Source organism: Micromonospora sp. NPDC049107 (assembly GCF_040648595.1).
Classification (GTDB): Bacteria; Actinomycetota; Actinomycetes; order Mycobacteriales; family Micromonosporaceae; genus Micromonospora.
The window spans coordinates 75319-100196 of record NZ_JBEZEC010000012.1 but is presented as its reverse complement, the minus strand read 5'-3'; the positions used below and the strand labels follow the sequence as shown (position 1 = coordinate 100196).

The 24878-nt window shown below is 71.1% G+C and carries 22 protein-coding genes; 11 read left to right on the top strand and 11 right to left on the bottom strand.

Annotated elements, in window-relative coordinates; translation table 11 throughout:
* Positions 1 to 30 precede the first annotated feature (30 nt).
* From mce to AB0B55_RS26960, 5 genes are all read left to right on the top strand, one after another.
* Entirely contained in the window at positions 31 to 504 is a 474-nt protein-coding gene (gene mce, locus AB0B55_RS26980) for a methylmalonyl-CoA epimerase (protein ID WP_357134195.1), read from the top strand.
* A gap of 308 nt (positions 505 to 812) precedes the next feature.
* The gene (gene ccrA / locus AB0B55_RS26975; RefSeq protein WP_357134257.1) at positions 813 to 2168 is read left to right on the top strand and encodes a crotonyl-CoA carboxylase/reductase; all 1356 of its coding nucleotides are present in this window, start codon (positions 813 to 815) and stop codon (positions 2166 to 2168) included.
* 310 nt (positions 2169 to 2478) lie between these two features.
* Positions 2479 to 3744 (top strand): cell division protein DivIVA, encoded by a 1266-nt coding sequence (locus AB0B55_RS26970; protein WP_357134193.1) that lies wholly within the window; start codon positions 2479 to 2481, stop codon positions 3742 to 3744.
* A 177-nt stretch (positions 3745 to 3921) separates the two neighbouring features.
* Positions 3922 to 6165 carry a hypothetical protein gene (locus tag AB0B55_RS26965; RefSeq protein ID WP_357174627.1) on the top strand — a complete coding sequence of 748 codons (2244 nt, stop codon included), beginning with the start codon at positions 3922 to 3924 and terminating at the stop codon, positions 6163 to 6165.
* 505 nt (positions 6166 to 6670) lie between these two features.
* Complete coding sequence (locus AB0B55_RS26960; RefSeq protein ID WP_357174624.1) at positions 6671 to 7777, top strand: AI-2E family transporter; 1107 nt, start codon at positions 6671 to 6673, stop codon at positions 7775 to 7777.
* 116 nt (positions 7778 to 7893) lie between these two features.
* Here AB0B55_RS26960 and AB0B55_RS26955 read toward each other — a convergent pair whose 3' ends face one another.
* The 7 genes from AB0B55_RS26955 to AB0B55_RS26925 all read right to left on the bottom strand — a co-directional run bounded on the left by AB0B55_RS26955 (position 7894) and on the right by AB0B55_RS26925 (position 14251).
* Positions 7894 to 8691, bottom strand: a complete 798-nt coding sequence (locus tag AB0B55_RS26955; RefSeq protein WP_357174621.1) for an alpha/beta hydrolase — start codon at positions 8689 to 8691, stop codon at positions 7894 to 7896.
* 66 nt (positions 8692 to 8757) lie between these two features.
* The gene (locus AB0B55_RS26950) at positions 8758 to 9081 is read right to left on the bottom strand and encodes a hypothetical protein (protein ID WP_237747203.1); all 324 of its coding nucleotides are present in this window, start codon (positions 9079 to 9081) and stop codon (positions 8758 to 8760) included.
* Between the two features lie 16 nt (positions 9082 to 9097).
* Positions 9098 to 10249 carry a hypothetical protein gene (locus tag AB0B55_RS26945; RefSeq protein ID WP_357174618.1) on the bottom strand — a complete coding sequence of 384 codons (1152 nt, stop codon included), beginning with the start codon at positions 10247 to 10249 and terminating at the stop codon, positions 9098 to 9100.
* Positions 10246 to 10740, bottom strand: a complete 495-nt coding sequence (locus tag AB0B55_RS26940; protein ID WP_357134182.1) for a SigE family RNA polymerase sigma factor — start codon at positions 10738 to 10740, stop codon at positions 10246 to 10248. Before AB0B55_RS26940 ends, AB0B55_RS26945 begins: the two co-directional genes overlap by 4 nt.
* A 40-nt stretch (positions 10741 to 10780) precedes the next feature.
* Positions 10781 to 12571: a 3-hydroxybutyryl-CoA dehydrogenase gene (locus AB0B55_RS26935; protein WP_357134179.1), complete on the bottom strand. Its 1791-nt coding sequence runs from the start codon at positions 12569 to 12571 to the stop codon at positions 10781 to 10783.
* Positions 12572 to 12690: 119 nt separating this feature from the next.
* A complete protein-coding gene (locus tag AB0B55_RS26930; RefSeq protein WP_357174616.1) occupies positions 12691 to 13791 on the bottom strand; it encodes an alpha/beta hydrolase in 1101 nt (366 codons plus the stop codon).
* Between the two features lie 94 nt (positions 13792 to 13885).
* A complete protein-coding gene (locus AB0B55_RS26925) occupies positions 13886 to 14251 on the bottom strand; it encodes an FHA domain-containing protein (RefSeq protein ID WP_357174613.1) in 366 nt (121 codons plus the stop codon).
* Between the two features lie 307 nt (positions 14252 to 14558).
* On the opposite strand from AB0B55_RS26925, the gene AB0B55_RS26920 reads away from it, so the two are divergent.
* Both AB0B55_RS26920 and AB0B55_RS26915 read left to right on the top strand, forming a co-directional pair.
* Positions 14559 to 16055 carry an aldehyde dehydrogenase family protein gene (locus AB0B55_RS26920; RefSeq protein ID WP_357174608.1) on the top strand — a complete coding sequence of 499 codons (1497 nt, stop codon included), beginning with the start codon at positions 14559 to 14561 and terminating at the stop codon, positions 16053 to 16055.
* 79 nt (positions 16056 to 16134) lie between these two features.
* Entirely contained in the window at positions 16135 to 16794 is a 660-nt protein-coding gene (locus AB0B55_RS26915) for a class I SAM-dependent methyltransferase (protein WP_357134171.1), read from the top strand.
* A gap of 6 nt (positions 16795 to 16800) precedes the next feature.
* On the opposite strand, the gene nucS is transcribed toward AB0B55_RS26915, so the two are convergent.
* A complete protein-coding gene (gene nucS / locus AB0B55_RS26910) occupies positions 16801 to 17460 on the bottom strand; it encodes an endonuclease NucS (RefSeq protein ID WP_357134169.1) in 660 nt (219 codons plus the stop codon).
* 71 nt (positions 17461 to 17531) lie between these two features.
* On the opposite strand from nucS, the gene AB0B55_RS26905 reads away from it, so the two are divergent.
* On the top strand, positions 17532 to 18149 hold the full coding sequence (locus AB0B55_RS26905; RefSeq protein ID WP_357134167.1) for a DUF4126 domain-containing protein: 618 nt from the start codon (positions 17532 to 17534) through the stop codon (positions 18147 to 18149).
* A 64-nt stretch (positions 18150 to 18213) separates the two neighbouring features.
* Here the strand turns inward: AB0B55_RS26905 and AB0B55_RS26900 are convergent, their stop codons facing one another.
* Entirely contained in the window at positions 18214 to 18774 is a 561-nt protein-coding gene (locus AB0B55_RS26900) for a hypothetical protein (protein ID WP_357174605.1), read from the bottom strand.
* A gap of 938 nt (positions 18775 to 19712) precedes the next feature.
* Between AB0B55_RS26900 and AB0B55_RS26895 the strand changes: the two genes are divergently transcribed.
* Complete coding sequence (locus AB0B55_RS26895; RefSeq protein ID WP_355052875.1) at positions 19713 to 20009, top strand: DUF1540 domain-containing protein; 297 nt, start codon at positions 19713 to 19715, stop codon at positions 20007 to 20009.
* Between the two features lie 16 nt (positions 20010 to 20025).
* On the opposite strand, the gene AB0B55_RS26890 is transcribed toward AB0B55_RS26895, so the two are convergent.
* Positions 20026 to 22026, bottom strand: coding sequence for a protein meaA (locus tag AB0B55_RS26890; protein ID WP_357174602.1), 2001 nt, complete (start codon positions 22024 to 22026; stop codon positions 20026 to 20028).
* 150 nt (positions 22027 to 22176) lie between these two features.
* Between AB0B55_RS26890 and AB0B55_RS26885 the strand changes: the two genes are divergently transcribed.
* Together AB0B55_RS26885 and AB0B55_RS26880 are read left to right on the top strand one after the other, a co-directional pair.
* Complete coding sequence (locus AB0B55_RS26885; RefSeq protein ID WP_357174599.1) at positions 22177 to 23028, top strand: ABC transporter ATP-binding protein; 852 nt, start codon at positions 22177 to 22179, stop codon at positions 23026 to 23028.
* The gene (locus tag AB0B55_RS26880) at positions 23025 to 23870 is read left to right on the top strand and encodes an ABC transporter permease (RefSeq protein ID WP_357134019.1); all 846 of its coding nucleotides are present in this window, start codon (positions 23025 to 23027) and stop codon (positions 23868 to 23870) included. The genes AB0B55_RS26885 and AB0B55_RS26880 overlap by 4 nt, the downstream gene beginning before the upstream one ends.
* 44 nt (positions 23871 to 23914) lie before the next feature.
* Here the strand turns inward: AB0B55_RS26880 and AB0B55_RS26875 are convergent, their stop codons facing one another.
* Positions 23915 to 24763, bottom strand: a complete 849-nt coding sequence (locus AB0B55_RS26875) for a 3-hydroxyacyl-CoA dehydrogenase family protein (RefSeq protein ID WP_357134017.1) — start codon at positions 24761 to 24763, stop codon at positions 23915 to 23917.
* Between the last annotated feature and the right edge of the window lie 115 nt (positions 24764 to 24878).

Here is a 24878-nt window from a genome sequence, read left to right as displayed (position 1 = left end):
CCTGAACGATGGTTCGGCCAGACTAGCGCCATGACAGAGAACTCCCCCGTCGAGCCCGGTGCGGACTACGTCACAGACATCGGACTTCGCAAGATCGACCACGTCGGCATCGCCGTCGCCGACCTGGACGCCGCGATCGACTTCTACCAGCGGACCTTCGGGATGCGCTGCGTACACGTCGAGACCAACGCCGAACAGGGCGTACGGGAAGCGATGCTGGCCGTCGGGCCGACCGCCGAGGGCGGCTGCGTGCAGTTGCTCGCCCCGCTCACCGCGGAGTCGACGATCGCGAAGTTCCTGGATCGCAACGGGCCGGGCGTGCAGCAGGTCGCGTACACCGTGGCGGACATCGACGTGGCCTGCGCGGCGCTGCGTGAGCGGGGGATGCGGCTGCTCTACGACGAGCCGCGACGCGGCACCGCGGACAGCCGGATCAACTTCGTCCACCCCAAGGACGCCGGCGGCGTCCTGATCGAACTGGTCCAACCCGCCGCCACGCATTGACGGCTTGAAGGAAGGGCCCTTTGTTAACGCCTCGCGTATAGCAGGGGGCCCTTCCTAACGCCTGGCGAGGGCGCGCTCACACGCACGTCCGTGCGCGCTTCTCGCGCTGGTCGGGCAGCTTCACGCATCGGCGGATGCAGTTTTTCACAGAGGACTTCCGGCTTTAGCTACCGTTCAGTAACGTCCCGCCCCACAGGAGCGCGGCCGGTGCCGGATGTGTCGAATGCCGACATGGCGGTCGCGTCCCACCGGCGCCGACGATGGCAGCACCCGGGCCCGCGCGGGTGTGGGACGAACCGGAGGTCACCGTGCAGGACATCCTCGAAGCGATCATGGCGGCGGAGGAATCCAACGACCCGGACCGGGAACTGGCCGGCGTCGCCGGACTTCCCGTACCGGAGAGTTACCGGGGCGTGGTCGTCCGCGCCGAGGAGTCCCGGATGTTCGACGGCATGTCCACCCGGGACAAGGACCCCCGCAAGGCGCTGCACGTGCAGGAGGTGCCGACGCCGGAACTCGGACCGGGCGAGGCGCTGATCGCCGTGATGGCCAGCGCGATCAACTACAACACGGTGTGGACCAGCATCTTCGAACCCGTATCCACTTTCCGGTTCCTCGAGCGCTACGGCCGGGTCTCCGAGCTGACCCGTCGGCACGACCTGCCGTACCACGTGGTCGGTTCGGACGCGGCCGGCGTGGTGCTGCGTACCGGTCCCGGGGTGACCCGGTGGGTGGCCGGTGACGAGGTCGTCGCGCACTGCCTCTCGGTCGAACTGGAGGACGCCGCCGGGCACGACGACACGATGCTCGACCCGCAGCAGCGGATCTGGGGCTTCGAGACCAACTTCGGCGGGCTGGCCGAGCTCGCCGTGGTCAAGGCCAACCAGCTCATGCCCAAGCCGCGCCACCTCAGCTGGGAGGAGGCCGCCAGCCCGGGGCTGGTCAACTCGACCGCGTACCGGCAGTTGGTCTCCCACCACGGCGCCAACATGAAGCAGGGCGACGTGGTGCTGATCTGGGGCGCGTCCGGTGGCCTCGGCGGGTACGCCACCCAGATGGCCCTCAACGGCGGCGCGATCCCGGTCTGCGTCGTCTCCTCGCCCGAGAAGGCCGAGCTGTGCCGCAGCATGGGCGCGGAGCTGGTCATCGACCGGGCCGCCGAGGACTTCCGGTTCTGGAGGGACGACCAGACCCAGGACCCGGACGAGTGGCGGCGGTTCGGTGAGCGGATCCGCGAACTCACCGGTGGAGAGGACCCGGACATCGTCTTTGAGCACCCCGGCCGGGAGACGTTCGGCGCGAGCGTCTACGTGGCCCGGCGCGGCGGCACCATCGTCACCTGCGCGTCCACGAGCGGCTTCCAGCACCAGTACGACAACCGCTACCTCTGGATGCATCTCAAGCGGATCGTGGGCAGCCACTTCGCCAACTACCACGAGGCGTGGCAGGCCAACCGGCTGGTCGCGCTCGGCAAGGTGCACCCGACGGTGTCCCGCACCTACTCCCTCGAACAGACCGGTCAGGCCGCGTACGAGGTGCACCGCAACGCGCACCAGGGCAAGGTCGGCGTGCGCTGCCTCGCGCCGTCGGACGGGCTGGGTGTCCGGGACGGGGAGCTGCGGGCCCGGCACGAAGCGGCGATCAACCGGTTCCGGGGGCACTGAGCGGGACACTTCCGGGGGCACTGAGCGGGACACCGGCCGGACGGATGAGCACCCGATGGCCAATGCGGTGATCGGCCATTGTTCTTCCACCCCCATTAGCCCGAACCCATGCGGGTCGAACAAAGGGTCACGGGAGACACCCCGTGGCCCTTTTTCGCGTCACGCTGCGTGGCGTCCGTCCGGCCCGGGACCTGCCAAGATCGCCGATTGGTCCGGCCCCGGGGGCCAGGGCAGTTGACCATGTAAAGAGGAGACGAAAGCTGCGTACCGCTCTTGCGAAGCACCCTGGGGCGTCTGCCAGTATGTCCCAATGCCCCAGCAGCAGTCCTCCCCTCTCGCGTTCTTCGATAACGCGAACTCGCAGCCAGATTTCACCGTTGGCCTGCGCGGATACAACACTCACCAGGTCGATGACTTCATCGGCCGGATGACCGCCGCGCTGACCCAGTCCGAGCAGGCCCGTGCCGAGGCCGAGCAGCGGATGAACGACGCCCAGCGTCGCCTCCGCCAGGCCGAGCAGCGCATGAGTGCGCTGGAGCAGAAGCTCACCGACACCAACAAGCAGCTCGAAGAGAACAGCCGGCCCACCCTCTCCGGGCTCGGCACCCGCGTCGAGCAGATCCTCCGGCTCGCCGAGGAGCAGGCCAACGACCACCGCAACGAGGCCAAGCGCGAGTCGGAGGGCATCCTCTCCGCCGCCCGCCTCGAGGCGCGGGAGATCACGGACAAGGCCCGCGCCGAGGCCGCCGCGATGAAGGCCACTGCGGAACGCGAGGCGGGCAACCTGCGTACCGCCGCCGAGCGGGAGGCCGCCGAGGTCCGGGTGCAGGCCCGCCGCGAGGCCGACACGCTGCGCGCCGACGCTGACCGCGAGACCAAGCAGCTCCGGACGGTCACGGCACACGAGGTGGCCGAGCTGAAGTCGACCGTGGAGCGGGAGGTGGCCACCCTGCGCGCCACCGCCGAGCGGGAGATCACCCAGCAGCGGGCCAAGGCCGCCCGCGAGGCCGAGGAGAAGCGCGCCGAGGCCACCAAGCTGCTGACCGACGCGCGGGACAAGCGCGACAAGGACCTCCAGGCCCTGGAGCTGCAACTCGCCGAGCGGCGCGAGAAGGCCGAGCGCGAGGAGTCCGAGCGGCACGCCGCCCAGGTGGCGCAGACCCAGAAGATGGTCAGCGAGGCCGAGCAGCGCGCCCGCGCCGCCCAGGAGCGCGCCAAGGAGATCGAGCAGCGCGCCGAGGCCCGTCGCGTCGAGTCGGAGCGCAACGCCGCCGAGACGGTCGACAAGGCCAAGGCCCAGTCCGACAAGATGCTCAACGAGGCCAAGGCCGAGTCGCAGCGTCTACTCACCGAGGCCCGCACCGAGGCCGAGCTGACCACGCAGGCCGCCCGCCGCGAGGTCGAGGACCTCACCCGGCAGAAGGACGCGGTCACCTCGCAGCTCGGGCAGATGCTCTCCGGGCTCGCCGGCATCGTGCCCGGCGTTCCCTCGTCGCCGCCCGCCGCGGCGGCGAAGCCCGAGACGAAGAAGACCGACGGCGCTCAGGAGCGGGTCACCGCGGAGACCGCCGGCTGACGCGAGGCGTCAGGTTGGGGCATCGACGGCGCGAGGTGACACCGGGTAACCGGTGTGACCTCGCGCCGTGTGCGTTTCCCAACCCTTGGTGTGGTGCCCTCGCCACGGAGTGAAGTAGGTCCCACAAGCGGCGTCCGTATCGCCCCAGCCGCGGGCGATGCGTGTGAGGATGGGGGCATGTCGCACGGCGAGGAACTGTTCGCTCTCGGCGGGGACGTGACCACGGAGCCCAGCTTCGAGTCCGCTCTCCGGGGGTACGAGAAGAAACAGGTTGACCGGTACGTCGCACGTGCCGAGCACGAGATCGCGACCCTCGCCGCCGAACGGGAACAGGCCTATACACAGATCCACAAGCTCGCCGGCCAGGTCGAGGTGCTGCAGCGGGATCTGACCCAGGTCCGCAAGCAGATGAACGTGGTCGACCGGGCTTCCTTCCGGCATCTGGGTCCCCGGGTCGAGTCGATCCTCACCCTCGCCGAGGAGCAGGCCGAGCAGATCCTGTCCGCGGCCAACGAGGAGATCGACGCCCGTCGGGCCGCCGCCGAGCACATCATCGAGGAAGCCCGCGAGCAGGCCGCCCGGGCCTTGAAGGACTTCGAGATCGCTCTCGCCGCCCGGCGCCAGGAGGAGGAGCGGCACAGCGCCTCCCGCCGCGCGGAGGCGGACGCGACCCTGCGCTCGGCCAAGGACGAGTCGGCAAAGCTGCGCAAGGCAGCGCAGGACGAGCTGGCCAAGGCCCAGCAGGAGGCCACCCAGCTGCGGGACGCCGCCAAGGAGATTCACACCCGGGCCCAGCAGGAGGCCACCAAGCTGCGCGAGGAGGCCCGCGAGGCGCTGGCCACCGCCCGCCAGGAGGCGGCGGAGCTGCGCGAGGCGGCCAAGGAAGTGCACGTCAAGGCCCAGCAGGAGGCCAAGCGGCTCACCGACACCGCGACCGAGGCGGGCCGGGCGACCCACGCCAAGGCCCAGCAGGAGGCCAAGCAGATCATCGACGACGCGTCGATGGCCGGCCGGGCCACCCGGGCCAAGGCCCAGCAGGAGGCGGAGCGGCTCACCACGCAGGCGTCCGAGGCGTCCAAGCGCAGCCGGGCCGAGACCGAGGCGTACGTGCAGCGCATGCGCGGCGAGACCGAGGCGTACGTGCAGCAGTCCCGGGCGCAGACGCAGCAGGAACTCGGCGCCTGGCGGGCGGGCGTGGAGCAGGAGGTCAACTCGCGGCGCGAGGCGGCCGATCGGGAGCTGGCCCAGCGCCGGTCCACCGCCGAGCAGGAGTTCGCCAAGCGCCGCGACGAGCTGGACAAGCAGCACGAGTCCCGCCAGCAGGAGTTGGAGTCGGGCTGGACCGCGCGCCGCGACGAGCTGGAGACCGAGTACACCGCGCGCCGCGACGAGCTGGAGACCGAGTACACCAGCCGCAAGAACGAGATCGAGCAGGGCGCGGACGCCATCCGGCAGGCGGCCGAGGCGGACGCGGCGACCCTGCGCCAGCGCGCCGAAACCGAGGCCGCCGAGATGCTGAGCCGCGCCGAGACCGAGGCAGGCGACAAGCGGCGCAAGGCCGACGAGCACGTCGCGGCCTCACGCCGCCAGTTCGAGGAGTACGCGGCCACCACCCAGCAGCATCTCGCGACCACGCAGCAGCACCTGGCGGCGACGCAGCAGGAGGCGGCGGCGGGTCGGCAGCAGCTCGCTCAGGTGATGTTGGAGATCGCGCAGGCCCAGCAGCAGCTCGCCGACCTGCGGCAGGAGACCTGGAAGGCCCGGCAGGAGTCCGACGAGATCGAGCGCCAGATGGCCGAGCTGCGGCTGCGCACCATCACCGGCCCGGTCGACGGTCCGACGTCGCCGGCGACCGGCGACCGCCCCGACGCGCCGGCCAGTGCCGCGACCGTGGCGGCCAACGGCAGTGCCGCGACCGTGACGGCGGGCAGCGGGACCGGTCCGGGCGACAGCGACGGTTCCGCCGTGCCGGCCAAGGCCGCGACCGTGTCGGCCAGCGGGGGCAGCGGCCCGGGCGACAGTGACGACGCCACTGCCGGTGACGGTACGGCCGGTAGCGGCGCGGCGGGTGACGGTACGGCCGGTAGCGGAGCGGCGGGTGACGGTGCTGGCGGTAGCGATGCGGCGGGTGGCCTCAAGGCCGCGCCCGCCGACGTCCGGCAGCCGGCGAACGCCAGCGCCGATGAGGCCGGGCAGGCCGGCACTCGACCGGTGGCCGAGCCGATGACGACTGTCGACGGCGGCACGGCCAGCGCCGGGGTGGACGGCGAGCCGACGGTGGCCGCCGTTCCGGGCGAGGGTGGCCGGGGCGCCAAACCAACCAAGATCACCAGTACGGGTGAGAACGGCAAGCGGCCCACCAAGCCGACCACCGACGAGCGCAGCGCCAAGCCCAGCAAGGTCACCATCGAGAAGGACTGACGGGACGCCTCCGACAGATTCGTGATCGACTCGACATCGCTGATGTCGGGCTGTCCCGCTGCCCAAGACACCCCGACATCAGGGATCTGGAGTGGACCATTGCCGTTCACCGGAAAGAGGGTGGGTCGCTGAGCGGCCGACGACACGAGTGGAGCACCATTGACGGTGTTGTGGTCGACAGCGACCACCGCACCGCCACTGCCGTCGCCCGTTCCCACCGCCCGACCGGGAGGTCCTGGTGCCGCAGCACGATCCGTCGGCCGAGGATCCGGACCTGAGCGCATACCGCCCGCCGGCCGAGAGCCCGTCCGGCGACGACCCGGCCATGCCCCCTGGTCCCCCGTCCGCGAAACCGCCACCGCCGGCGGAGACGCCACCAGCGGAGACGCCACCACCAGCGGGGACACCTCCACCGGCGAGAACGCCACCGCCGGCGGAGACGCCACCAGCGGAGACGCCACCAGCGGAGACGCCACCACCAGCGGAGACGCCACCGCCGGTCCCGGTGCCAGCCCCGGGATTCGACCCGGACGAGCCTCCAGCGGTCCCGTCGGGGAAGTTCGGCACGCCGGGGCGTCCGCTACGGCGCAGCAGTTTCCTGATCGGCTTCACCGGCGCGCTGGGCGTGCTGCTGGCGTACACCCTCTATCTGGGGATCCGGAATGCCGGCGGCATTCTGGTGCTGGTGGTGATCGCGCTCTTCCTGGCGGTGGGCCTCAACCCGGCGGTGGTGCGCCTGCGCACCTGGGGTGTGCCCCACGGCTTGGCGGTGGCGGTGGTGGCGCTGACCGTGGTGCTGCTGCTCTGCGGCGGCATCGTGGCGCTGGTCCCGCCGATCGTGACGCAGTCCGGGCAGTTCATCGACCAGATCCCGAGCCTGCTCGACGAGTTGCGTCGCAATCCCACGGTCAACGACCTGGTGGAGCGGTACGACGTGGTGGAGCGGGTGCAGGGCGCGGCCAACGCCGACACCATCGGCCGGGCCCTCGGCGGGGTCCTCGGCGGGGTCCTCGGCGGCGCCCAATTGATCTTCGGCACGGTGTTCCGGACGCTGACCGTGCTGGTGCTGACCATCTACTTCCTGGCCTACTTCAACCGGCTGCGTTCCCTGGGCTACGCGCTGCTGCCCCGGTCCCGCCGCGAACGGGCGGAGTTGATCGGTGACGAGATCCTGGCCAAGGTGGGCGCGTACATGGTCGGCGCGTTGAGCATCGCGGTCCTGGCCGGCGCGACCACGTTCGTCTTCGCGCTGATCGTCGGCCTGCCGTACCCGTTCGCGCTGGCCGTGGTCGTCGCCGTCACCGATCTGATCCCGCAGATCGGCGCGACCCTGGGCGCGGTGATCGTGAGCCTGGTCGGCTTCGCCGCCGACCTACCCACCGGCATCGCCTGCGCGGTGTTCTTCCTTATCTACCAGCAGATCGAGAACTACCTGATCTACCCGAAGGTGATGCGGCGCTCGGTCGAGGTCAACGAGGTCGCCGCCCTGCTGGCGGCACTGCTCGGCGTGGCGCTGCTGGGCGTGGTGGGCGCGCTGATCGCCATTCCCACGGTGGCCGCGCTGCAACTGATCCTGCGTGAGGTGGTGCTCCCCCGCCAGGAGCGCAACTGACGCCGCCGGAACGCAACTGACGCCGCCCGGAGCGGAACGCAACTGACGCCGCCCGAAGCGGGACCGACGCCGCCCGAAGCGGGACCGACGCCGCCCGAAAGCGGAACTGCGCGGAATCAGTCGGCCGGGCGGGGTACGGGCGTGTCGGCGAAGGCGGCCACCGTCCGGTCGGCGTACGCGCTGACGTCGCCGGTCTCCATCGGCCCGTCCCAGGTCGTCGGCAGGGGCACGTCGACCCCGGGGTTGACCCGCTTGACGATCTCGTCGAGCACCGTCTCCGCGTCGCCCACCCAGAGGTGCTTCGCACCGGGCACCCCGACCACCTCGGCCTGCGGCACCGCCGCGAACCGCTCCCGCGCCTCGACCGGACGCAGGTAGTCGTCGAACTCGGGCACCAGCGCCACCAGCGGCCGACCGGACGTGCTCCAGGTCACCAGGTCGTCCGGCGTCGAGAAGCGCAGCGGCGGGGAGAGCAGGATCGCTCCGGCCACGGCCGGGTCGCAGCCGTACTTGAGGGCCAGGTCGGTGCCGAACGACCACCCGACCAGCCAGATGTTGGGCAGTTCGGCGAACTCCGCGTACTCGATAGCGGCGGCCACGTCGTACCGCTCGCCCACCGCGCCGTCGAAGGCGCCCTCGCTGGTGCCGCGCACGCTGCTGGTGCCCCGGGTGTTGAACCGCAGCACGGCCAGGTCGGCCAGCGCCGGCAGCCGCCAGGCCGCCTTGCGGAACACGTGGCTGTCCATCATCCCGCCGTGCGTGGGCAGCGGATGCAGGCAGACCAGGGTGCCCACCGGGGGCCGGTCGGCCGGCAGAGCCAGCTCGCCGACCAGCCGCAGCCCGTCGGCGGTGTGTAGCTCGATGTCCTCCCGGCGGCCGGGCAGGATCGACGACGCGCGGATCGCTGTGCTCACCGCCCAAGTCTGTCGCGAAGTCGCCGCCGCCGCCCACCGAGGCACGAACAGGGTGATCCAGATCGCTCAGTAGCGCGGCGTGCCCCGGCCGCGCTGCACCGCCGGCCCGCGCCGTTCCCGGGCACGCCAGCAGCCGCTGTGCCAGTGCCGACGGTCGGTCAGGTCACCCAGGCCGTCGGCCGGCCAGGCCACCAGGTGCGCCACCCCGGGGCGGATCTCCTGGTCACAACCGGGGCAGCGGTACGTCTTGACCGACGCGCCCGCCCCGATCCCGCGTACCTGCCAGGCGCCGTCGGTCCACTGCTGCACCGAGGCGACACCCTGGCGAGCCCGGTCGGCGTCCAGGTTGGCGTTCTCGTCCCGGCGAGGGCGATTGCGACGGGGGCTCACGCACCCAAGGTTACGGTCACTCCCAGCTGGCCGGCTCGCCAAGGTCCTCGGCCACCCGGAGCCCACCGATCACCGTGCTGACCTCCGCGTCCGTGGGGGACCGCTCCCAGCGGTTCTCGTACCCCATCGACAGCAGCGTGTTGGGGATGCCGAGCACGTGCCAGAAGTCGCCCATGTCGAACACCGGCCTGCCGGCGATCTCGCGGTTGGCTTTCCCTCGGTCGCCGGAGGGCGGACGGGGTGAGTAGTACAGCCGTACGGGCAGGGTGGCCTTGCCGTCGAGCTTGACGATCAACGCCACCTCGGTCTGGTCCGAAACGCCTCCCGGCATCTGCGTAGGAGTTGTGGTTCCGGTCACGTTCGCAGTGCGTGGCCAGGCCAGCCGCCGTACCGACACGTCGCACTCGCTGATCCGGGCGCCCTGCGGCAGAGCGGTCAACCGGATGGGCGCGACACAGCGACGGGCCTCGTCGAACCGAAGCGCCGCCGCCGTCCGGCGGATCTCGGCGTCGGTGTCCCCGAGTGCCGAGACCCGGGCGTACAGGCCCGGGGCGGGCTGCCAGCGCAGGACCCAACCCCGCGCGGGCTGGTCCAGCCGACGTATCACCCCGTTGTACCTCGAACCGGGGTCGGACCGGCCGGTCCGGTCAGGATCCGTGTCACTGGTGGAGTCGCCCGTCCGGTCGGGGCCGATGTCATGAAGCTGGCTCGGGTCGCCGATCTCGGCCGACTGCGGGTCGGCGGCCACGATCGCCATGGCCTGCACGCCACCCCCCAGGTCCAGTCGCATGCTCTCGGCCTGGCCCGCCGAGCGCCAGGCAACCGGCTTCGCGACCGTCGGGTCGATGCCGAAGTGCAGCAGCCCCGGGTCCGTGCCAACCAGGTCAGGACGCGTCGCTGCCCCGGGGACCCCCGGCGCCAGCGGTGGCGTCACCACGACGGGACTGGGCGTGACGGTCGGCTGTGGCGGTGCGGCCGAGGGGATGCGTAGTGCCACGCCGGTCCCGAGTACCACCGCGACGCCAAGCCCGGCCCCGATGACGGCACGTCGCCGCCGTCGACGGGCCCGTCCCCCGTTCACCGCCGCCGTCATCAGGCGATCGGTGTCCACGGGCCCGTCGGCGTGCTCCCGCAGTGCCCGTGCGATCCACTCGTCGAGGTCGGTCACGGCCGGCTCCCGTTCGTCGTGGAAACGCCGTGGCGCTCCCGCAGCTGACTGAGCGCCCGCATCGCATGAGTGCGGACGGTGACCGGTGAACAGCCGAGGATCTGGGCGATGGTGAGGTCGTCGAGGTCCTCGTAGTACCGCAGCACGAGCACCGCACGCTGCCGGTCCGGCAGACCGAGGATCAGTCTCCACATCTCGTCCCGGTCGGCCGAGTCGCTGCTGAAGTCGCCGCGCCCCGGCCGGTCGGCGAACTCCGCCGTGGCCATCTCGTGGCTGGATCGGCGACGCCACCAGGAGGTGTTGGCGTTGACCATCATCCGGCGCACGTAGACGTCCGGGCGGTCAGCACGGGAGATCCTCCGCCAGTGCACGTACGCCCGGGACAGCACCTCCTGGGTAAGGTCGTCGGCCCGGTGCTCGTCACCGGTCAGCAGTCGAGCCAGCCGGACGAGCGCTGGCCCGCGACTGCTGACGTACTCCTCGAAGGTCACATCACTCAGACGCCGTCGCCGGTGCCCGGCGTTGACGCGGTCAGCGGTGCGAGTGGTCGCGGAAGCCGCGACGGGTCTTGCGACCCAGGTAGCCGGCGGTGACCAGGTGCTCCAGCAACGGCGCGGGCGCGAAGCCCGGCTCGCGCAGCTCCAGGTACAGCTCCCGCTGGATCGCCAGCGAGACGTCCAACCCCACCACGTCGAGCAGCTCGAACGGGCCCATCGGGTAGCCGCAGCCCAGCTTCATGGCGTGGTCGATGTCGTCGGCCGTGGAGTAGCTGGCCTCCAGCATCTTGACCGCGTCGTTCAGGTACGGGAAGAGCAGCGCGTTGACGATGAAGCCGGACCGGTCGCCGCAGACCACGCCGGTCTTGCCGAGCGCCGCGCAGACGGCCCGCGCGGTCGCGGTGGTCTCCGGTGAGGTACGGATGGTCCGGACCACCTCGACCAGCGGCATGACCGGCGCCGGGTTGAAGAAGTGCAGGCCCACCACGTCGGCCGGGCGCTGGGTGGCCATCGCCACGTCGATCACGGGCAGGGACGAGGTGGTGGTGGCCAGCACCACGCCCGGCTTGCAGATCTCGTCGAGGCTGGCGAAGAGCGCCTTCTTGACGCTCAGCTCCTCGACGACCGCCTCGACGACCAGGTCGACGTCGGCAAGATGGTCGAGGGTCGCCGTCCAGGTGATGCGGCCCAGCGCCGCGTCCCGGTCGGCCTCGGCGAGCTTGCCCCGGACCACGCCCTTGTTCAGCGACGTCTTCACGGCCTCGCAGACCGACGCGGACTTCTCCGCGCCCCGGGTCACCGAGACGACCTCGTACCCGGCCCTGGCGAACACCTCGACGATCCCGGTGGCCATCGTCCCGGAACCCACGACGCCCACCTTGGTGATGGCGCGCGCGCCGTCGGCGAGCGCGGCGTCCGCCGCCGGCGGCGTCGTTTCATCGGGTACGACCTTCGGCGAACCGGGCCGCTCGTAGGTGTAGAAACCCCGTCCGGACTTGCGGCCCAGCAGCCCCGCCGTGACCATCTGCTTGAGCAGCGGCACCGGGGCGTGTCGGCGGTCCCGGCCGCCCCGCCGGTACATGGTGTCCAGGATTTCGTACGCGGTGTCCAGGCCGATCAGGTCCATCAGCGCCAGTGGGCCCATCGGCAGCCCGCAGCCGAGCTTCATCGCGGCGTCGATGTCCTCCCGGGTCGCGTAGTGCGACTCGAACATCCCGACCGCGTGGTTGAGGTAGCCGAAGAGCAGCGCGTTGGCGATGAAGCCGGCCCGGTCGTTGATGGTGACGTCGACCTTGCCGAGCCGGGCGCACAGCGCCTCGACGTCGGCCACGACCTCGGGGGCGGTGACGACCGTGCGGACCACCTCGACCAGCTTCATCACCGGGGCGGGGTTGAAGAAGTGGATGCCGATCACCTGGTTGGGCCGGCTGGTGGCCACCGAGATCTCGGTGACGCTCAGCGACGAGGTGTTGGTGGCGAGGATGGCCTCCGGCTTGCAGACCCGGTCCAACTCAGCGAAGATCCGCTGCTTGAGGTCCAGGTGCTCGGGCACCGCCTCGATGACCAGGTCCACCGAGTGCAGCGCGTCCAGTCCGACCGCGAAGCGCACCCGCTCGTGTAGGGCGTCGCGGTCCGCCTCGGCGAGCTTGCCCTTGGCGACCGCCCGGTCGGTGGAGCCCTTCAGGGTGGCCCGACCGCGCTCCAGCGCCGGCTCGGCGATCTCGACCGCGAGGACGTCGATGCCGTTGCGGGCGAAGACCTCGACGATGCCGGCACCCATGGTGCCCAGCCCCACGACACCGACGGTGCTGAACTCCCGCGCCACGACCGGCCTCCCCAGACACTCCGCACGGCCACTGAACGGCCGCTAAGGTATGCGCGCGAGTCTGCCACGTGCCGCAGGGTTGTCGAGACGCCGTGGGATATTTCACCCACGACGCGGCCCTACCCGGCCTGCCCGTCGGTCAGCGCCAGCAGCTCCGCCACGAACTCCCCCGGGCGCTCCAGGTGCGGGCTGTGCCCGCAGCCGGGCAACACCACCTCACGGTACGCGCCGCCGGCCGCCGCGTACCGCTCCAGCACCGCCCGGGTCTGGCCGACCATCGGTTGCGGCGGGCAGTCCTGCGCCCCCGGCCATCCGGCCACGACACCCAGCGAACCGAGGTACGCCAGGTCCAACAGCGACGTGTCCGAGACGATCACGTCGGCGTCGCCGCGTACCCAGGTGACCGGAGGTTTCTCGGCGACGGCCACCAGCTCGTCGGCGACCCGGAACCAGGTCGGCGCGAGCGCGTTCAGCACGCCCCGCTTCCCGGGCACGGTGCCGGGCCAGTTCTCCGACTCCGCCGACGTGCCCGGGTAGTTGTCCTCGCCGATCGCCGTGGAGAGCACACTGTCGAGCAGCAGCTCCTCGTCGACGCCGAGCGAGGCCGAATCGGCCACGTACGTCGCCCGCAGCACCTCACGCGGACTGGCCGGGCCCTCGGTGCCCCGATCGCCTGCGGCGAGCCGGGCCACGAAGTCCCGGTTGGCGGTGCCGGCACCGGTACCGGCGAAGTCGGGCGTGGTCGGCGTACCGCTCAGGTCGCGCGTGCCACCGAAGCCGTACGGCGACACGGGCGCGGCCAGCAGTAGCGCCCCCACCCGGTGCGGATGGTCGACCAGCAGCCGCATGGCAACTCCCCCACCGAGGGAGTGCCCGACCACGACCGGCCGGACCCCACCGCCGGTGTCAGCGCCGCTGCCGTCGACGTCGGGGAAGAGCGTCGGGTCGTCCAGCAGGGCGGCGACGTCGTCGGCGAAGTCCCGCAGGCCGCGGGTGGCGTCCACCGGGGCGGTCGCCGAGTCGCCGAACCCGCGCAGGTCGGGAGCGACGACCCGCAGCGTCGGTGGCAGCCGTCGGATCAACGGCTCCCAGAACAGCGATGAGGAGCAGTTGCCGTGGACCAGCAGCAACGGAGTTCCGTCCGGCGGACCGGCCACCCGTACCGCCTGGCGTATACCGTTCGCCGTCACGACCCGCTGCTCGGTCTCCATCCGCGGCATGCTGCCACGTCGGTCCACGGGGGTCCAGGTGTCGGACAGCCACCCGGCGGCACCGCCGGAGTGTGGCCGACGGCCAGTGGCCGCCCCGGCGGGGTCAGCGGCGGGCGCCCGGTGGCGAAGCCAGCGGCAGTGGCAGCGTCGGTCGGATATCGCGTCGGGACACCCCGAAGCTGAGCCCAACCGGATCCGTGTGGGCGACCCCCGGATCGAACAGGCGCAGCTCGGTGCGGCCGAGCCGGATCACGTCGCCGTCGCTGAGGCGCTCCACCTCGGTGATCCGGCGGTCGTTGAGCCAGGTGCCGTTGGTCGAGCCCAGGTCGCGCAGCGACGCGCCCTCGGGAGCCAGCCACACCTCGGCGTGCCGGCGACTCAGATGCGGGTCGCTGATGACCACGTGGCCGGTCGGCGCCCGGCCGATCACCTGCGGCTCACCCCGCAGGCGAAAGCTTGCTCCGCGCATCGGCCCACCTGCGACCGTCAACAACGGCATCAGTTCCGGATGTTCCTCCATGGACAGTCAGCCCTCCACCCCACACCGTTACTCCGCGCGTCAGCCTGCCATCAGACGGTAATCGTCAATACCGACCGGCCGGTCAGCTCCTCGTCACCTCCCGGTCACCCGCTGTTCGACGATTCGGATGGTCACCCTTCGGCAACCGGGTCCTGACCTGCACTGATCAACGAGCGGGTGGGTGGACGCGACTCCCGCCCCGGCACCCCGAGATCGCGGCCTACCGGTGAGTAATCTTCGGGTCTAGACTTCCGCCATGACGGCTGTGCATGTCCCCGGCACCCCCCTCATCGAGGCGCACCAGCTGGTCTCCACCAGTCCGGCCACCGGCGTCGAGGCCGGCCGCCTCCCCGTCGCCAGCGACGCGGACGTACGGCAGGCCGTCGAGCGCGCGCGTTCCGCCGCCGAGTGGTGGGTCGGTCTGGGCTTCGCCGGCCGTCGCCAGCGGATGCTGCGCTGGCGGGCGCTGCTCGCCAAGCGGGTCGAGCAGCTCGCCGAGTTGATGCACGTCGAGGGCGGCAAACCGGCCGCCGACGCCATCGTCGAGATCGCCAGCGCGATCGAACACGTCGACTGGGCCGCCCGCAACGCGCGCCGGGTGCTCGGCCCACGCCGGGTACGGTCCCGGCTCGTCCTCGCCGAGTTCTCCGCGCACCTGGAATACCAACCGCACGGCGTGGTGGGTGTGATCGGGCCGTGGAACTATCCGGTCCTCACCCCGCTCGGCTCCGCCGCGTACGCCCTGGCCGCCGGCAACGCCGTCGTGCTCAAGCCCAGCGAGTACACGCCCGTCGTCGGCCAGTGGCTGGTGGACACGTTCGCGGAGGTGGTCCCCGAGCAGCCGGTGTTCACCGCCGTACACGGGCTCGGCGACGTCGGTGCCGCGCTGTGCCGTTCCGGGGTCGACAAGGTGGCCTTCACCGGCTCGACCGCGACCGCCCGCAAGGTGATGTCCGCCTGCGCCGAGACGCTGACGCCGGTGCTGATCGAGGGCGGCGGCAAGGACGCCATGATCGTCGACAGCGACGCCGACCTGGACGCCGCCGCCGAGGCGTGCGTCTGGGGCGCCATGACCAACGCCGGCCAGACCTGCATCGGCATCGAGCGCGTCTACGCCGTCGACACGGTCTTCGACGCCTTCGTCGACAAGGTCGTCGCCCGCGCCGGCCGGCTGACCGTCGGCCCCGACGGCGCGGACATCGGCCCGATCACCATGCCCGGCCAGATCGACGTGATCCGCCGCCACATCGAGGCCGCGGTCAGCTCCGGCGGTCGCGCCCTGGTCGGCGGCCCGGACGCGGTGCAGCCACCGTACGTGCATCCGACCGTGCTGGTGGACGTACCGGAGGAGTCGGCCGCCGTCCGCGAGGAGACCTTCGGTCCGACGGTGACCATCAGCCGGGTCCGCGACGTCGACGAGGCCGTCGCCCGCGCCAACGCCGTGTCGTACGGCCTGGGGGGTTCGGTCTTCGGCCGGCAGCGTGCCGTGAGCATCGCGCGACGCCTGCGCTCGGGGATGACCTCGGTCAACTCCGCGCTGACCTTCGCCGGGATGTCCACGCTGCCGTTCGGCGGCGTCGGCGACTCCGGCTTCGGGCGGATCCACGGCGAGGACGGCCTCCGCGAGTTCGCCCGCGCCAAGGCCATCACCCGGCGTCGAGCGCGCTCACTGCTGCCGTCGATGACGTTCGACCGCACCCCGACCGACGTGGCACGTCTCGTCAAAGCCATCAAGGTGATGTACGGCAGGTGAGTGTCGGATAGCCGATCTGCGCCGTGATCGGCGTATCCACATGTTTATACGTTGTAGGCACGGCGGTACATTGCGTTAAATGGGCCACAATCGATTGCGACACAGCCTTGTCGACAGTGACCAGTCGTGGAGCGCTCGGCAGCGGCGTCGTCGTTCGGAGTGGCTGGCGCGCACCTTCCCCGACATTGGCGACATGCACGTCGTCGACCTCGGCGGCCGGCTCGGCACCTGGCACCGCGCCACCGTCCGGCCGGCCCGCGTCACCGTGGTCAACCTGGAACAGCCGCCCGCAGCCGTACCCGAGTGGGCCCACGTCGAGCAGGCCGACGCCTGCGACCTGCCACCCCGTGTCACCAAGGGCGCCTACGACCTGGTCTTCTCCAACTCCGTGCTGGAACACGTCGGTGGGCACGAGCGCCGACTTCGGTTCGCCGCCGCGGCCCGTTCGCTGGCCGATCGGCACTGGGTGCAGACGCCCTACCGCTACTTTCCCATCGAGCCGCACTGGATCGCGCCCGGCATGCAGTTCCTACCGATCCGGATGCGCACGGCGCTCGCTCGCCGTTGGCCCCTCGGCCACAAACCGACCCGCAGCCACGAAGCCGCCATCCACCAGGTGCTCTGGACCGAACTGCTGGACCGTTCGCAGATGCGCCACTACTTTCCCGACTCGACAATGCTCGTCGAGCGGGTCTTCGGCCTGCCGAAGTCGTTGATCGCCGTACGGACCGGGCGGTGAGCCGGGTCAGAAGAGGGTCAGCTCGTCCTTCTCGATGCCCCGCAGCCGGTCGTAGTTGACGACGACGCACCGGATGCCCCGGTCGGCGGCGAGCACCCGGGCCTGCGGCTTGATCTCCTGCGCGGCGAACACGCCGGTGACCGGGCTGAGCAGCGGGTCACGGTTCATGAGTTCGAGGTAGCGGGTCAACTGCTCCACGCCGTCGATCTCGCCACGCCGCTTGATCTCGACGGCCACGGCGCCGGAGTTCGCGTCCCGGCAGAGCAGGTCCACCGGGCCGATCGCCGTCATGTACTCGCGGCGCACCAACGTGAACCCCTCGCCCAGCACGGTCGGGTTGGCCGCCAGCAACTCCTGCAGGTGTGCCTCCACCCCGTCCTTGCGCAGGCCGGGATCGACACCCAGCTCGTACGAGGTGTCCTGGAAGACCTCCTCCAGGGTGATCCGCAACTCCTCGCCGGCCTTGTTGACCACCCGCCACACGCCGGGGGCCTCCTCCAGCCGGCACGGCGGGCTCATCCAGTTCAGCGGCTTGTACGCACGGTCGTCGGCGTGAATCGACACCGACCCGTCCGCCTTCACCATCAACAGCCGAGTCGCCGGCGGCAGGTGAGCCGAGAGCCGTCCGACGTAGTCCACCGAGCACTTCGCAATGACCAACCGCACCCGACGAGGGTAGCCGAGCAGTCCGCCACCGCCACCGAGCGGCACTGGCGCGTCGGTGCGATGCTGAGACCGTGTTCGAAGTTCTCACCGGCACCGGCCTCGCCGCCTCGGCAGGGCTGAACGCCTACATACCCCTGCTCGTCCTCGGCCTGCTCGGCCGCTACACCAACCTGATCGACCTGCCCAGCGGCTGGACGTGGCTCGGCAACGGCTGGGTCATCGTCATCCTTGCCGTCCTGCTCGCCGTCGAGATGGTGGCGGACAAGGTGCCGGTCGTCGACCACGTCAACGACGTGGTGCAGACCGTCGTCCGGCCCACCGCCGGTGGCCTCGCCTTCGGGGCCGGCTCGTCGTCGGAGACCGTGACCGTCAGCGACCCGGGGAGCTTCTTCTCCAGCCACCAGTGGGTGCCGGTCGCCACCGGCGTACTCCTCGCCTTCGGTGTACACCTGCTCAAGTCCGCCGCACGCCCGGTGATCAACGCGACCACCGCCGGGTTTGGCGCCCCGGTGGCCAGCACCGCCGAGGACGCGACGAGCGTGGTCATGTCCCTGGTCGCGGTCATCCTGCCGGTGCTCGTACTCGCCTTCCTGGTGGGGTTGGTCGGCTTCGTCTACTGGTTCCTGCGTCGACGCTCCGAACGCCGCCGAGAACGTCAGGCGGCCCGCGCCGCTGGCTTCCGCGTCTGACCGGCAATCCGAAGGTACGGCGATGGCCGGCACCCGTTGTCGGGGTGCCGGCCATCTGTGTGTCTTAGCTGTTCCAGTTGTGGGCGACCAGGTCGGTGGCCTGCTGCTCCCACTGCGCGTACGCGTCCGGGTACGCCGAGACCTGGACGGTCTGGGCGGCGTCGGTCAGGGGCATGTCCTGCCAGCCATCGACCTGCTTGAGGCCCTTGAGGAACGCGGTGGTGGAGTACTCGGGGTTGGTGATCTGCTCCGGGGTGCCCCAACCGGAGGAGGGGCGCTGCTGGAACAGACCCAGCGAGTCGTGGTCGTTCATGTCGCCGAGGTGACCCAGGTTCTCCAGCTTCGACTCCTGCAGGCTCGTCGCGATCGAGATGACCGCGGCCCGTTCGGGCAGGCCGGCCTTCTTGGTGGCGGCGATGATGGCCTTGGCGTTGGCGGTCTGCTCGCCGTTGAGGTCGATGTGCGACTGGTCGCCCTGCGGCTTGGGTGCGGTGGTCTGCACCGCTGCGGCGGCGGGCTTGGCGTCGACCGGGTTGGCGTGGGCGGCGATGGGGCCGGCGAAGACGCCACCGGCGAACGCGAGACCGGCGATGGACAGCATGCTCTTGCGGAAGATCGTGTTCATGTGGGTTGCTCCTTCGGGGGTAGGAAACATCCACCTGTCACCAGTGCGGGGGATCGGTGACGGGGGTGTCAGCACCTCGTCCGGGCGCTCAAAGTCTGGGGGCGGCCTGCGAGCGGGGGGGGGGCTCGTGGCGGCCGGTCCGTGTGTAACGACCCGGGGGGCGGGGCCATTCCCGGGGGCTGACGATCCGCGGTGAGCGGGGCTCGTCGTGCCGGGACCGGGTGTAACGACCTGCGGTCCGGGGTCATTCCCGGGGGCTGACGATCCGCGGGGAGCGGGGCTCGCCGTGCCGGGACCGGGTGTAACGACCTGCGGCCCGGGGCCATTCCCGCAGACCGGCAGGCCCGCGAACGGGCGGGGCCCGTCGCGCCGAGTCCGGGTCCAACGACCTGCGGCCCGGGGTCATTCCCGGGGGGCGATGATCCGGGTCTTGCGCACGAGGCCACCTCGCGCAGAGTCCAAAACGGGAGATAACCCCGGCCGGCAGCGCGGCCGGCGGGGGCGCAGGGGCCAGCGCGATCGGCGCGGCCAGCGATCGCCGCGGCCAGCGGGGGCGGCGGGGCCGGCGGGGACCGGCGGGGGCGCATCCGAGCGATGATCGACTCGACATCGCCGAAGTCGGGGTATCCGGGGCCGGTTGACACCGCGGTATCGGTGATCTCGTGTCGATCATGCCAGCATCGCCGATCACACCGACCTCGCCGATCACGCCCGCATCGCCGATCACACCGACCTCGCCGATCACGCCCGCATCGCCGATCACACTACCTCGCCGATCACGCCCGCATCGCCGATCACACCGACCTCGCCGATCACGCCCGCATCGCCGATCACGCCGGGCATCGCCGATCACGCGCCGGGGTGGCCAGACGGGCATATCGGGTGAGCGCAGGCTGGCAAATGCCTAATATCGGGGCAGGAGCCTAGAGGAGGTTGGCATGACCACTGCAATGGAGATGCCCCGAGTCCAGGAATGCGTCGTCGCGGCATGCGCGTACAACCAGGGCGGTGACTGCCACGCCTTCGCCATCACCATCGGCAGCATGGACCACGCGCACTGCCACACCTTCGTCGAGTCGCCCGTGCGGGGCGGGGTGGACGGCCTCACCGCGCAGGTGGGCGCCTGCCAGCGTTCCGACTGCCGACACAACGAGCAGTTGGAGTGCCACGCCTCGTCGATCAAGGTGGGGCCGGACAACGACCTGGCCGACTGCATGACGTACGCCGGTCGCTGACTCCGACGGGACCGGGTCAGGGCAGGTCGTTGGCCCGCCGGATGACCGTCACCAGGTCGTCGATGATCCCGGTGAGGGCGAAGTCCTTCGGGGTGAAGACCCGGGCCACCCCGGCGGCGAGCAGGGTGTCGGCGTCACCGACGGGGATGATGCCGCCCACCACCACGGGCAGGTCCGCCCGGCCGGCGGCCCGCAGCCCGTCGAGCACCGCGGGCACGGCCGCCAGGTGTGAGCCGGACAGCACGGACAGCCCGACCAGGTCGACGTCCTCCTCGACGGCGGCGGCGACGATCTGGCCGGCGGTCAGCCGGATGCCCTGGTAGACGACCTCGAAGCCGGCGTCGCGGGCGCGTACCGCGATTTGCTCGGCGCCGTTCGAGTGCCCATCCAGGCCGGGCTTGCCGACCAGCAACCGCAGCCGTCCGCTGCCCAGCTCGCGGGCGGTGGCGGCCACCCGCTCGCGGACCGCCGCGAGACCCGCGTCGCCGCCGCTGCCGGTGGCGCCGGACAGGCCGGTCGGCGCCCGGTACTCACCGAAGACGTCGCGCAGCGCGCCGGCCCACTCCCCGGTGGTCACCCCGACCCGTACACACTCCAGGGTCGCCGGCATCAGGTTGGCGGTGGTCGCGGCGTCCGCGCGGAGCCGGGCCAGTGCCGCGTCGACCGCCGCGCCGTCCCGCCCGGCACGCCACTCGCGTACGGAGGCGACGGCGACCGCCTCGACCATGGGATCGACCTGTTCGACGGCCTCGGCGCCCGCCGCCGTCAACGGGGATGGTTCGGTCTCGGCGAAGCGGTTGACGCCGACCACCACGTCGAGTCCGGACTCCATCCGGCGACGGCGTTCGGCCAGCGAGGCGACCAGCGCGCTCTTGAGATAGCCCGTCTCCACGGCGGCCACCACACCGCCCATCTCCAACACGGCGTCCAGCTCCACGCGCGCCCCGCTGACGATCTCGTCGACGAGTGCGGTCATCACGTGCGAACCGGCGAAGAGGTCGGGGTATTCGAGCAGGTCCGACTCGTACGCCAGAACCTGCTGCATCCGGAGCGACCACTGCTGGTCCCAGGGCCGGGGCAGGCCGAGCGCCTCGTTCCAGGCCGGCAGTTGCACGGCACGGGCTCGGGCGTCGCGGGACATCGTCACGCCGAGCATCTCCAGCACGATGCGCTGGATGTTGTTCTCCGGCTGTGCCTCGGTGAGGCCGAGCGAGTTGACCTGTACGCCGTAGCGGAACCGCCGCTGCCGGGCCTCGGTGACGCCGTACCGCTCCCGGGTGATCCCGTCCCACAGCACGCCGAACGCGCGCATCTTGGCGATCTCCTCGACGAAACGCACCCCGGCGTTGACGAAGAACGAGACCCGCTGCACCACGTCACCCATCCGCTCGGCGGGCACCTGACCGGAGTCGCGGACCGCGTCGAGGACGGCGACGGCGGTGGCCAGCGCGAAGCCGACCTCCTGCACGGGTGTCGCGCCAGCTTCCTGAAGGTGGTACGAGCAGATGTTGACCGGGTTCCACCTCGGCATCGTCGTCAGGGTGTGCGCGATGACGTCCGCCGTCAGCCGCAGCGAGGCCGCCGGCGGGAAGATGTACGTCCCCCGGGACAGGTACTCCTTGATGATGTCGTTCTGGGTGGTGCCGGCGAGCAGGTCGGCGCTCGACCCCTGCTCGGCGGCCACGGCCGCGTAGAGGGCGAGCAGCCACATCGCCGGCGCGTTGATGGTCATCGAGGTGTTCGTCCCGGCGAGCGGGATGCCGTCGAAGAGCGCCCGCATGTCGCCGAGGTGGGCCACCGGCACGCCGACCCGGCCCACCTCACCGGCGGCCAGCTCGTGGTCGGGGTCGTAGCCGGTCTGGGTGGGCAGGTCGAAGGCGACCGACAGGCCGGTCTGCCCCTTGGCGAGGTTGCGGCGGAAGAGCGCGTTGGTCGCGGCGGCCGACGAGTGGCCGGCGTACGTGCGCATGACCCACGGGCGGTCCCGCTCGGGCAGCCGGGTCGGCGTCTCATCCATGGCCGGAGTCTAAGTTACCGTTCAGTAGAAGACGTTGTGGAAAACCACACAGGTCCATGTCGAGGACGGCCGGGTGCGAAGCGCCCGCCGTGGCCGGCACCGCCACACCCCGGGCGTCGACCGGTGGCCACCAGGACGCACACTGGACGCATGGATGACGAGCTGGCCATCTCCGTCCGAGGGCTGCGCAAGGCGTACGGCGACAACGTGGCGGTGGCGGGCGTGGACCTCGACGTCCACCGGGGCGAGGTGTTCGCGTTGCTCGGCCCGAACGGCGCGGGCAAGACCACGACCGTGGAGATCCTGGAGGGCTACCGGCACCGGGACGCCGGTGAGGTGTCCGTGCTCGGCGCGGACCCGGCCCGACCGGACGCCGGATGGCGCTCCCGGGTCGGCATCGTGCTCCAGGGCACCGGCGAGTTCGACGAGCTGACCGTGGCCGAGGTGGTCCGGCACTTCTCCGGGTTCTATCCGGACGCGGACGACCCCGCCAAGGTGATCGAACGGGTCGGGCTGGCGGCGAAGGCGAAGGCTCGTACGCACACCCTCTCCGGCGGGCAGAAGCGCCGGCTCGACGTGGCGCTGGGCATCATCGGCCGCCCCGAGCTGCTCTTCCTCGACGAGCCGACCACCGGCTTCGACCCGGAGGCCCGCCGCGAGTTCTGGGAGCTGATCCGCGACCTCGCCGCAGCCGGCACCACGATCGTGCTCACCACCCACTACCTGGACGAGGCGGAGGCGCTCGCCGACCGGGTCGGCGTGATTGCCGGCGGCCGGCTGGTCGAGGTGGCCGCGCCCAACCGGCTGGGCAACCGCCAGGATGCGCTCGCGACGGTCTCCTGGCGTACCCCGGAAGGGACGTGGGAGAGAGCGCAGAGCGCGACGCCGACGGCCCTCGTGGCTGACCTGGCCGCGCGCTACGGCGGCGAGGTCCCCGGGCTCACGGTGACCCGGCCGACCCTGGAGGACGTCTACCTCACGATGATCGGACATTCGCGATGACGACCACGACGAAGCCGGCGACGCCGGTCGCCGCGACCCCGGGCCGACGGCCGGGCGTCGGCACGCTGGCCCTGCGCCAGGGCCGACTGGAGATCACCCAGTTCCTGCGCAGCCGGGAGTCCGTGGTCTTCACGATGGGCTTCCCCATCATCATGATCCTGATCTTCGCGTCGATCTTCCACGGGACGATCGGCGGCGGGGTCCGGTTCACCCAGTACTTCATCACCGGCATGATCGCCACCGGCCTGATGACGGTGAGCTTCCAGAACCTGGGCATCTGGATCCCGATCGAGCGGGACCGGGGGGTGCTCAAGCGCTACCGGGGCACGCCGATGCCGAAGTGGGTCTGGTTCGCCGGCAAGGTGATCATGGTGGTGGCGATCGGGATCGCCGAGACCGCGCTGCTGCTGGCCGTCGCGGTGGCGCTGTTCGACCTGAACCTGCCCGGCACCGCCGGGAAGTGGTTCACCTTCGGCTGGGTCTCCGTGCTCGGGGTGACCGCCTGCACCCTGTGCGGCATCGCCATCTCGTCGCTGGCCCGCACCGCCCGCAGCGGTTCGGCGGTGGTGACTCCGGTCGCGCTGGTGCTCCAGTTCATCTCCGGGGTGTTCTTCGTCTTCACCGACCTGCCCACCTGGATGCAGCAGGTCGCCGCGTTCTTCCCGCTCAAGTGGATGTGCCAGGGCCTGCGGTCGGTGTTCCTGCCGGAGAGCTTCGGGGCGCAGGAGCCGGGCGGCTCGTTCGAGCTGGGGCGGGTCGCGCTGGTCCTGGCCCTGTGGTGTGTGATCGGGCTCGTGCTCTGCCTGACCACCTTCCGCTGGACCACCAAGCGCGACGGCTGAGCGGGCCGACCGGGGCGGGCAGCCCCGCCCCGGTCGTCACCCGCTCAGTACGTGTAGAAGCCCTTGCCGGTCTTGCGGCCCAGGTCACCGGCGGTGACCATGCGCTGGAGCAGCTCCGGCGGGAAGAACTTCTCGTCGGCCGTGTCGGTGTAGATGTTCTTCGAGGCGTGCAGCAGCACGTCCACGCCGGTCAGGTCGGTGGTGGCCAGCGGACCCATGGCGTGCCCGAAGCCGAGCCGGCAGGCGGTGTCCAGGTCCTCGGCGGACACCACGCCCGACTCGACCAGCTTGACCGCCTCCATGACCAGGGCGGAGATCAGCCGCGTGGTGACGAAGCCGGCGATGTCGCGGTTGACCACGACGACGGTCTTGCCGATCTCCTCGGCGAAGGCTCGCGCCGTGTCGAGCGTGGCGTCGCTGGTCTTGTAGCCGCGCACCAGCTCGCAGAGCTGCATCATCGGCACCGGGGAGAAGAAGTGGGTGCCGACGACGGCCTCCGGCCGCTCGGTGACCGCCGCGATCTGGGTGACCGGAATGGCCGACGTGTTGGTGGCGAGCACCGCGTCGGACTTGCAGATCTTGTCCAGCGCCCGGAACACCTCGTGCTTGATCTCCAGCCGCTCGAAGACCGCCTCGACCACGATGTCCGCGTCCGCCGCCGCCTCCAGGTCGGTGGTCGGGGTGATCCGCGCGAGGGTCGCCTCGACGTCGGACGCCTCGATCTTGCCCTTCTCGGCGAACTTCTCCAGCGACTTCCGGATGCCGCCGAGCCCCCGGGTGGTGGCCGCGTCGTCCAGGTCGCGCAGCGTCACCTGCCAGCCCGCCTGCGCCGCCACCTGGGCGATGCCGGAGCCCATCAGCCCGGCCCCGACGACCGCGAGTCGACCCGCCATCTGCTTCTCCCTCACTGCGATTGAGTGCCTGCCTGCACCCTAGTCGGCGAGCCTGAACGATGACTAAGGGCAGGTGACGAATTCGCGACTCGCCGGAGCGAACAAACTCCCGAGT

What these genes read in the sequence shown, in the direction of transcription:
- mce (WP_357134195.1), top strand. Translation starts at nt 31, where the DNA reads ATGACAGAGAACTCCCCCGTCGAGCCCGGTGCGGACTACGTCACAGAC.
- AB0B55_RS26970 (WP_357134193.1), top strand. Translation starts at nt 2,479, where the DNA reads ATGCCCCAGCAGCAGTCCTCCCCTCTCGCGTTCTTCGATAACGCGAAC.
- AB0B55_RS26965 (WP_357174627.1), top strand. Translation starts at nt 3,922, where the DNA reads ATGTCGCACGGCGAGGAACTGTTCGCTCTCGGCGGGGACGTGACCACG.
- AB0B55_RS26930 (WP_357174616.1), bottom strand. Translation starts at nt 13,791, where the DNA reads ATGCCGCGGATGGAGACCGAGCAGCGGGTCGTGACGGCGAACGGTATA.
- AB0B55_RS26925 (WP_357174613.1), bottom strand. Translation starts at nt 14,251, where the DNA reads ATGCGCGGAGCAAGCTTTCGCCTGCGGGGTGAGCCGCAGGTGATCGGC.
- AB0B55_RS26920 (WP_357174608.1), top strand. Translation starts at nt 14,559, where the DNA reads ATGACGGCTGTGCATGTCCCCGGCACCCCCCTCATCGAGGCGCACCAG.
- AB0B55_RS26915 (WP_357134171.1), top strand. Translation starts at nt 16,135, where the DNA reads ATGGGCCACAATCGATTGCGACACAGCCTTGTCGACAGTGACCAGTCG.
- AB0B55_RS26900 (WP_357174605.1), bottom strand. Translation starts at nt 18,774, where the DNA reads ATGAACACGATCTTCCGCAAGAGCATGCTGTCCATCGCCGGTCTCGCG.
- AB0B55_RS26895 (WP_355052875.1), top strand. Translation starts at nt 19,713, where the DNA reads ATGACCACTGCAATGGAGATGCCCCGAGTCCAGGAATGCGTCGTCGCG.
- AB0B55_RS26890 (WP_357174602.1), bottom strand. Translation starts at nt 22,026, where the DNA reads ATGGATGAGACGCCGACCCGGCTGCCCGAGCGGGACCGCCCGTGGGTC.
- AB0B55_RS26885 (WP_357174599.1), top strand. Translation starts at nt 22,177, where the DNA reads ATGGATGACGAGCTGGCCATCTCCGTCCGAGGGCTGCGCAAGGCGTAC.
- AB0B55_RS26880 (WP_357134019.1), top strand. Translation starts at nt 23,025, where the DNA reads ATGACGACCACGACGAAGCCGGCGACGCCGGTCGCCGCGACCCCGGGC.
- AB0B55_RS26875 (WP_357134017.1), bottom strand. Translation starts at nt 24,763, where the DNA reads ATGGCGGGTCGACTCGCGGTCGTCGGGGCCGGGCTGATGGGCTCCGGC.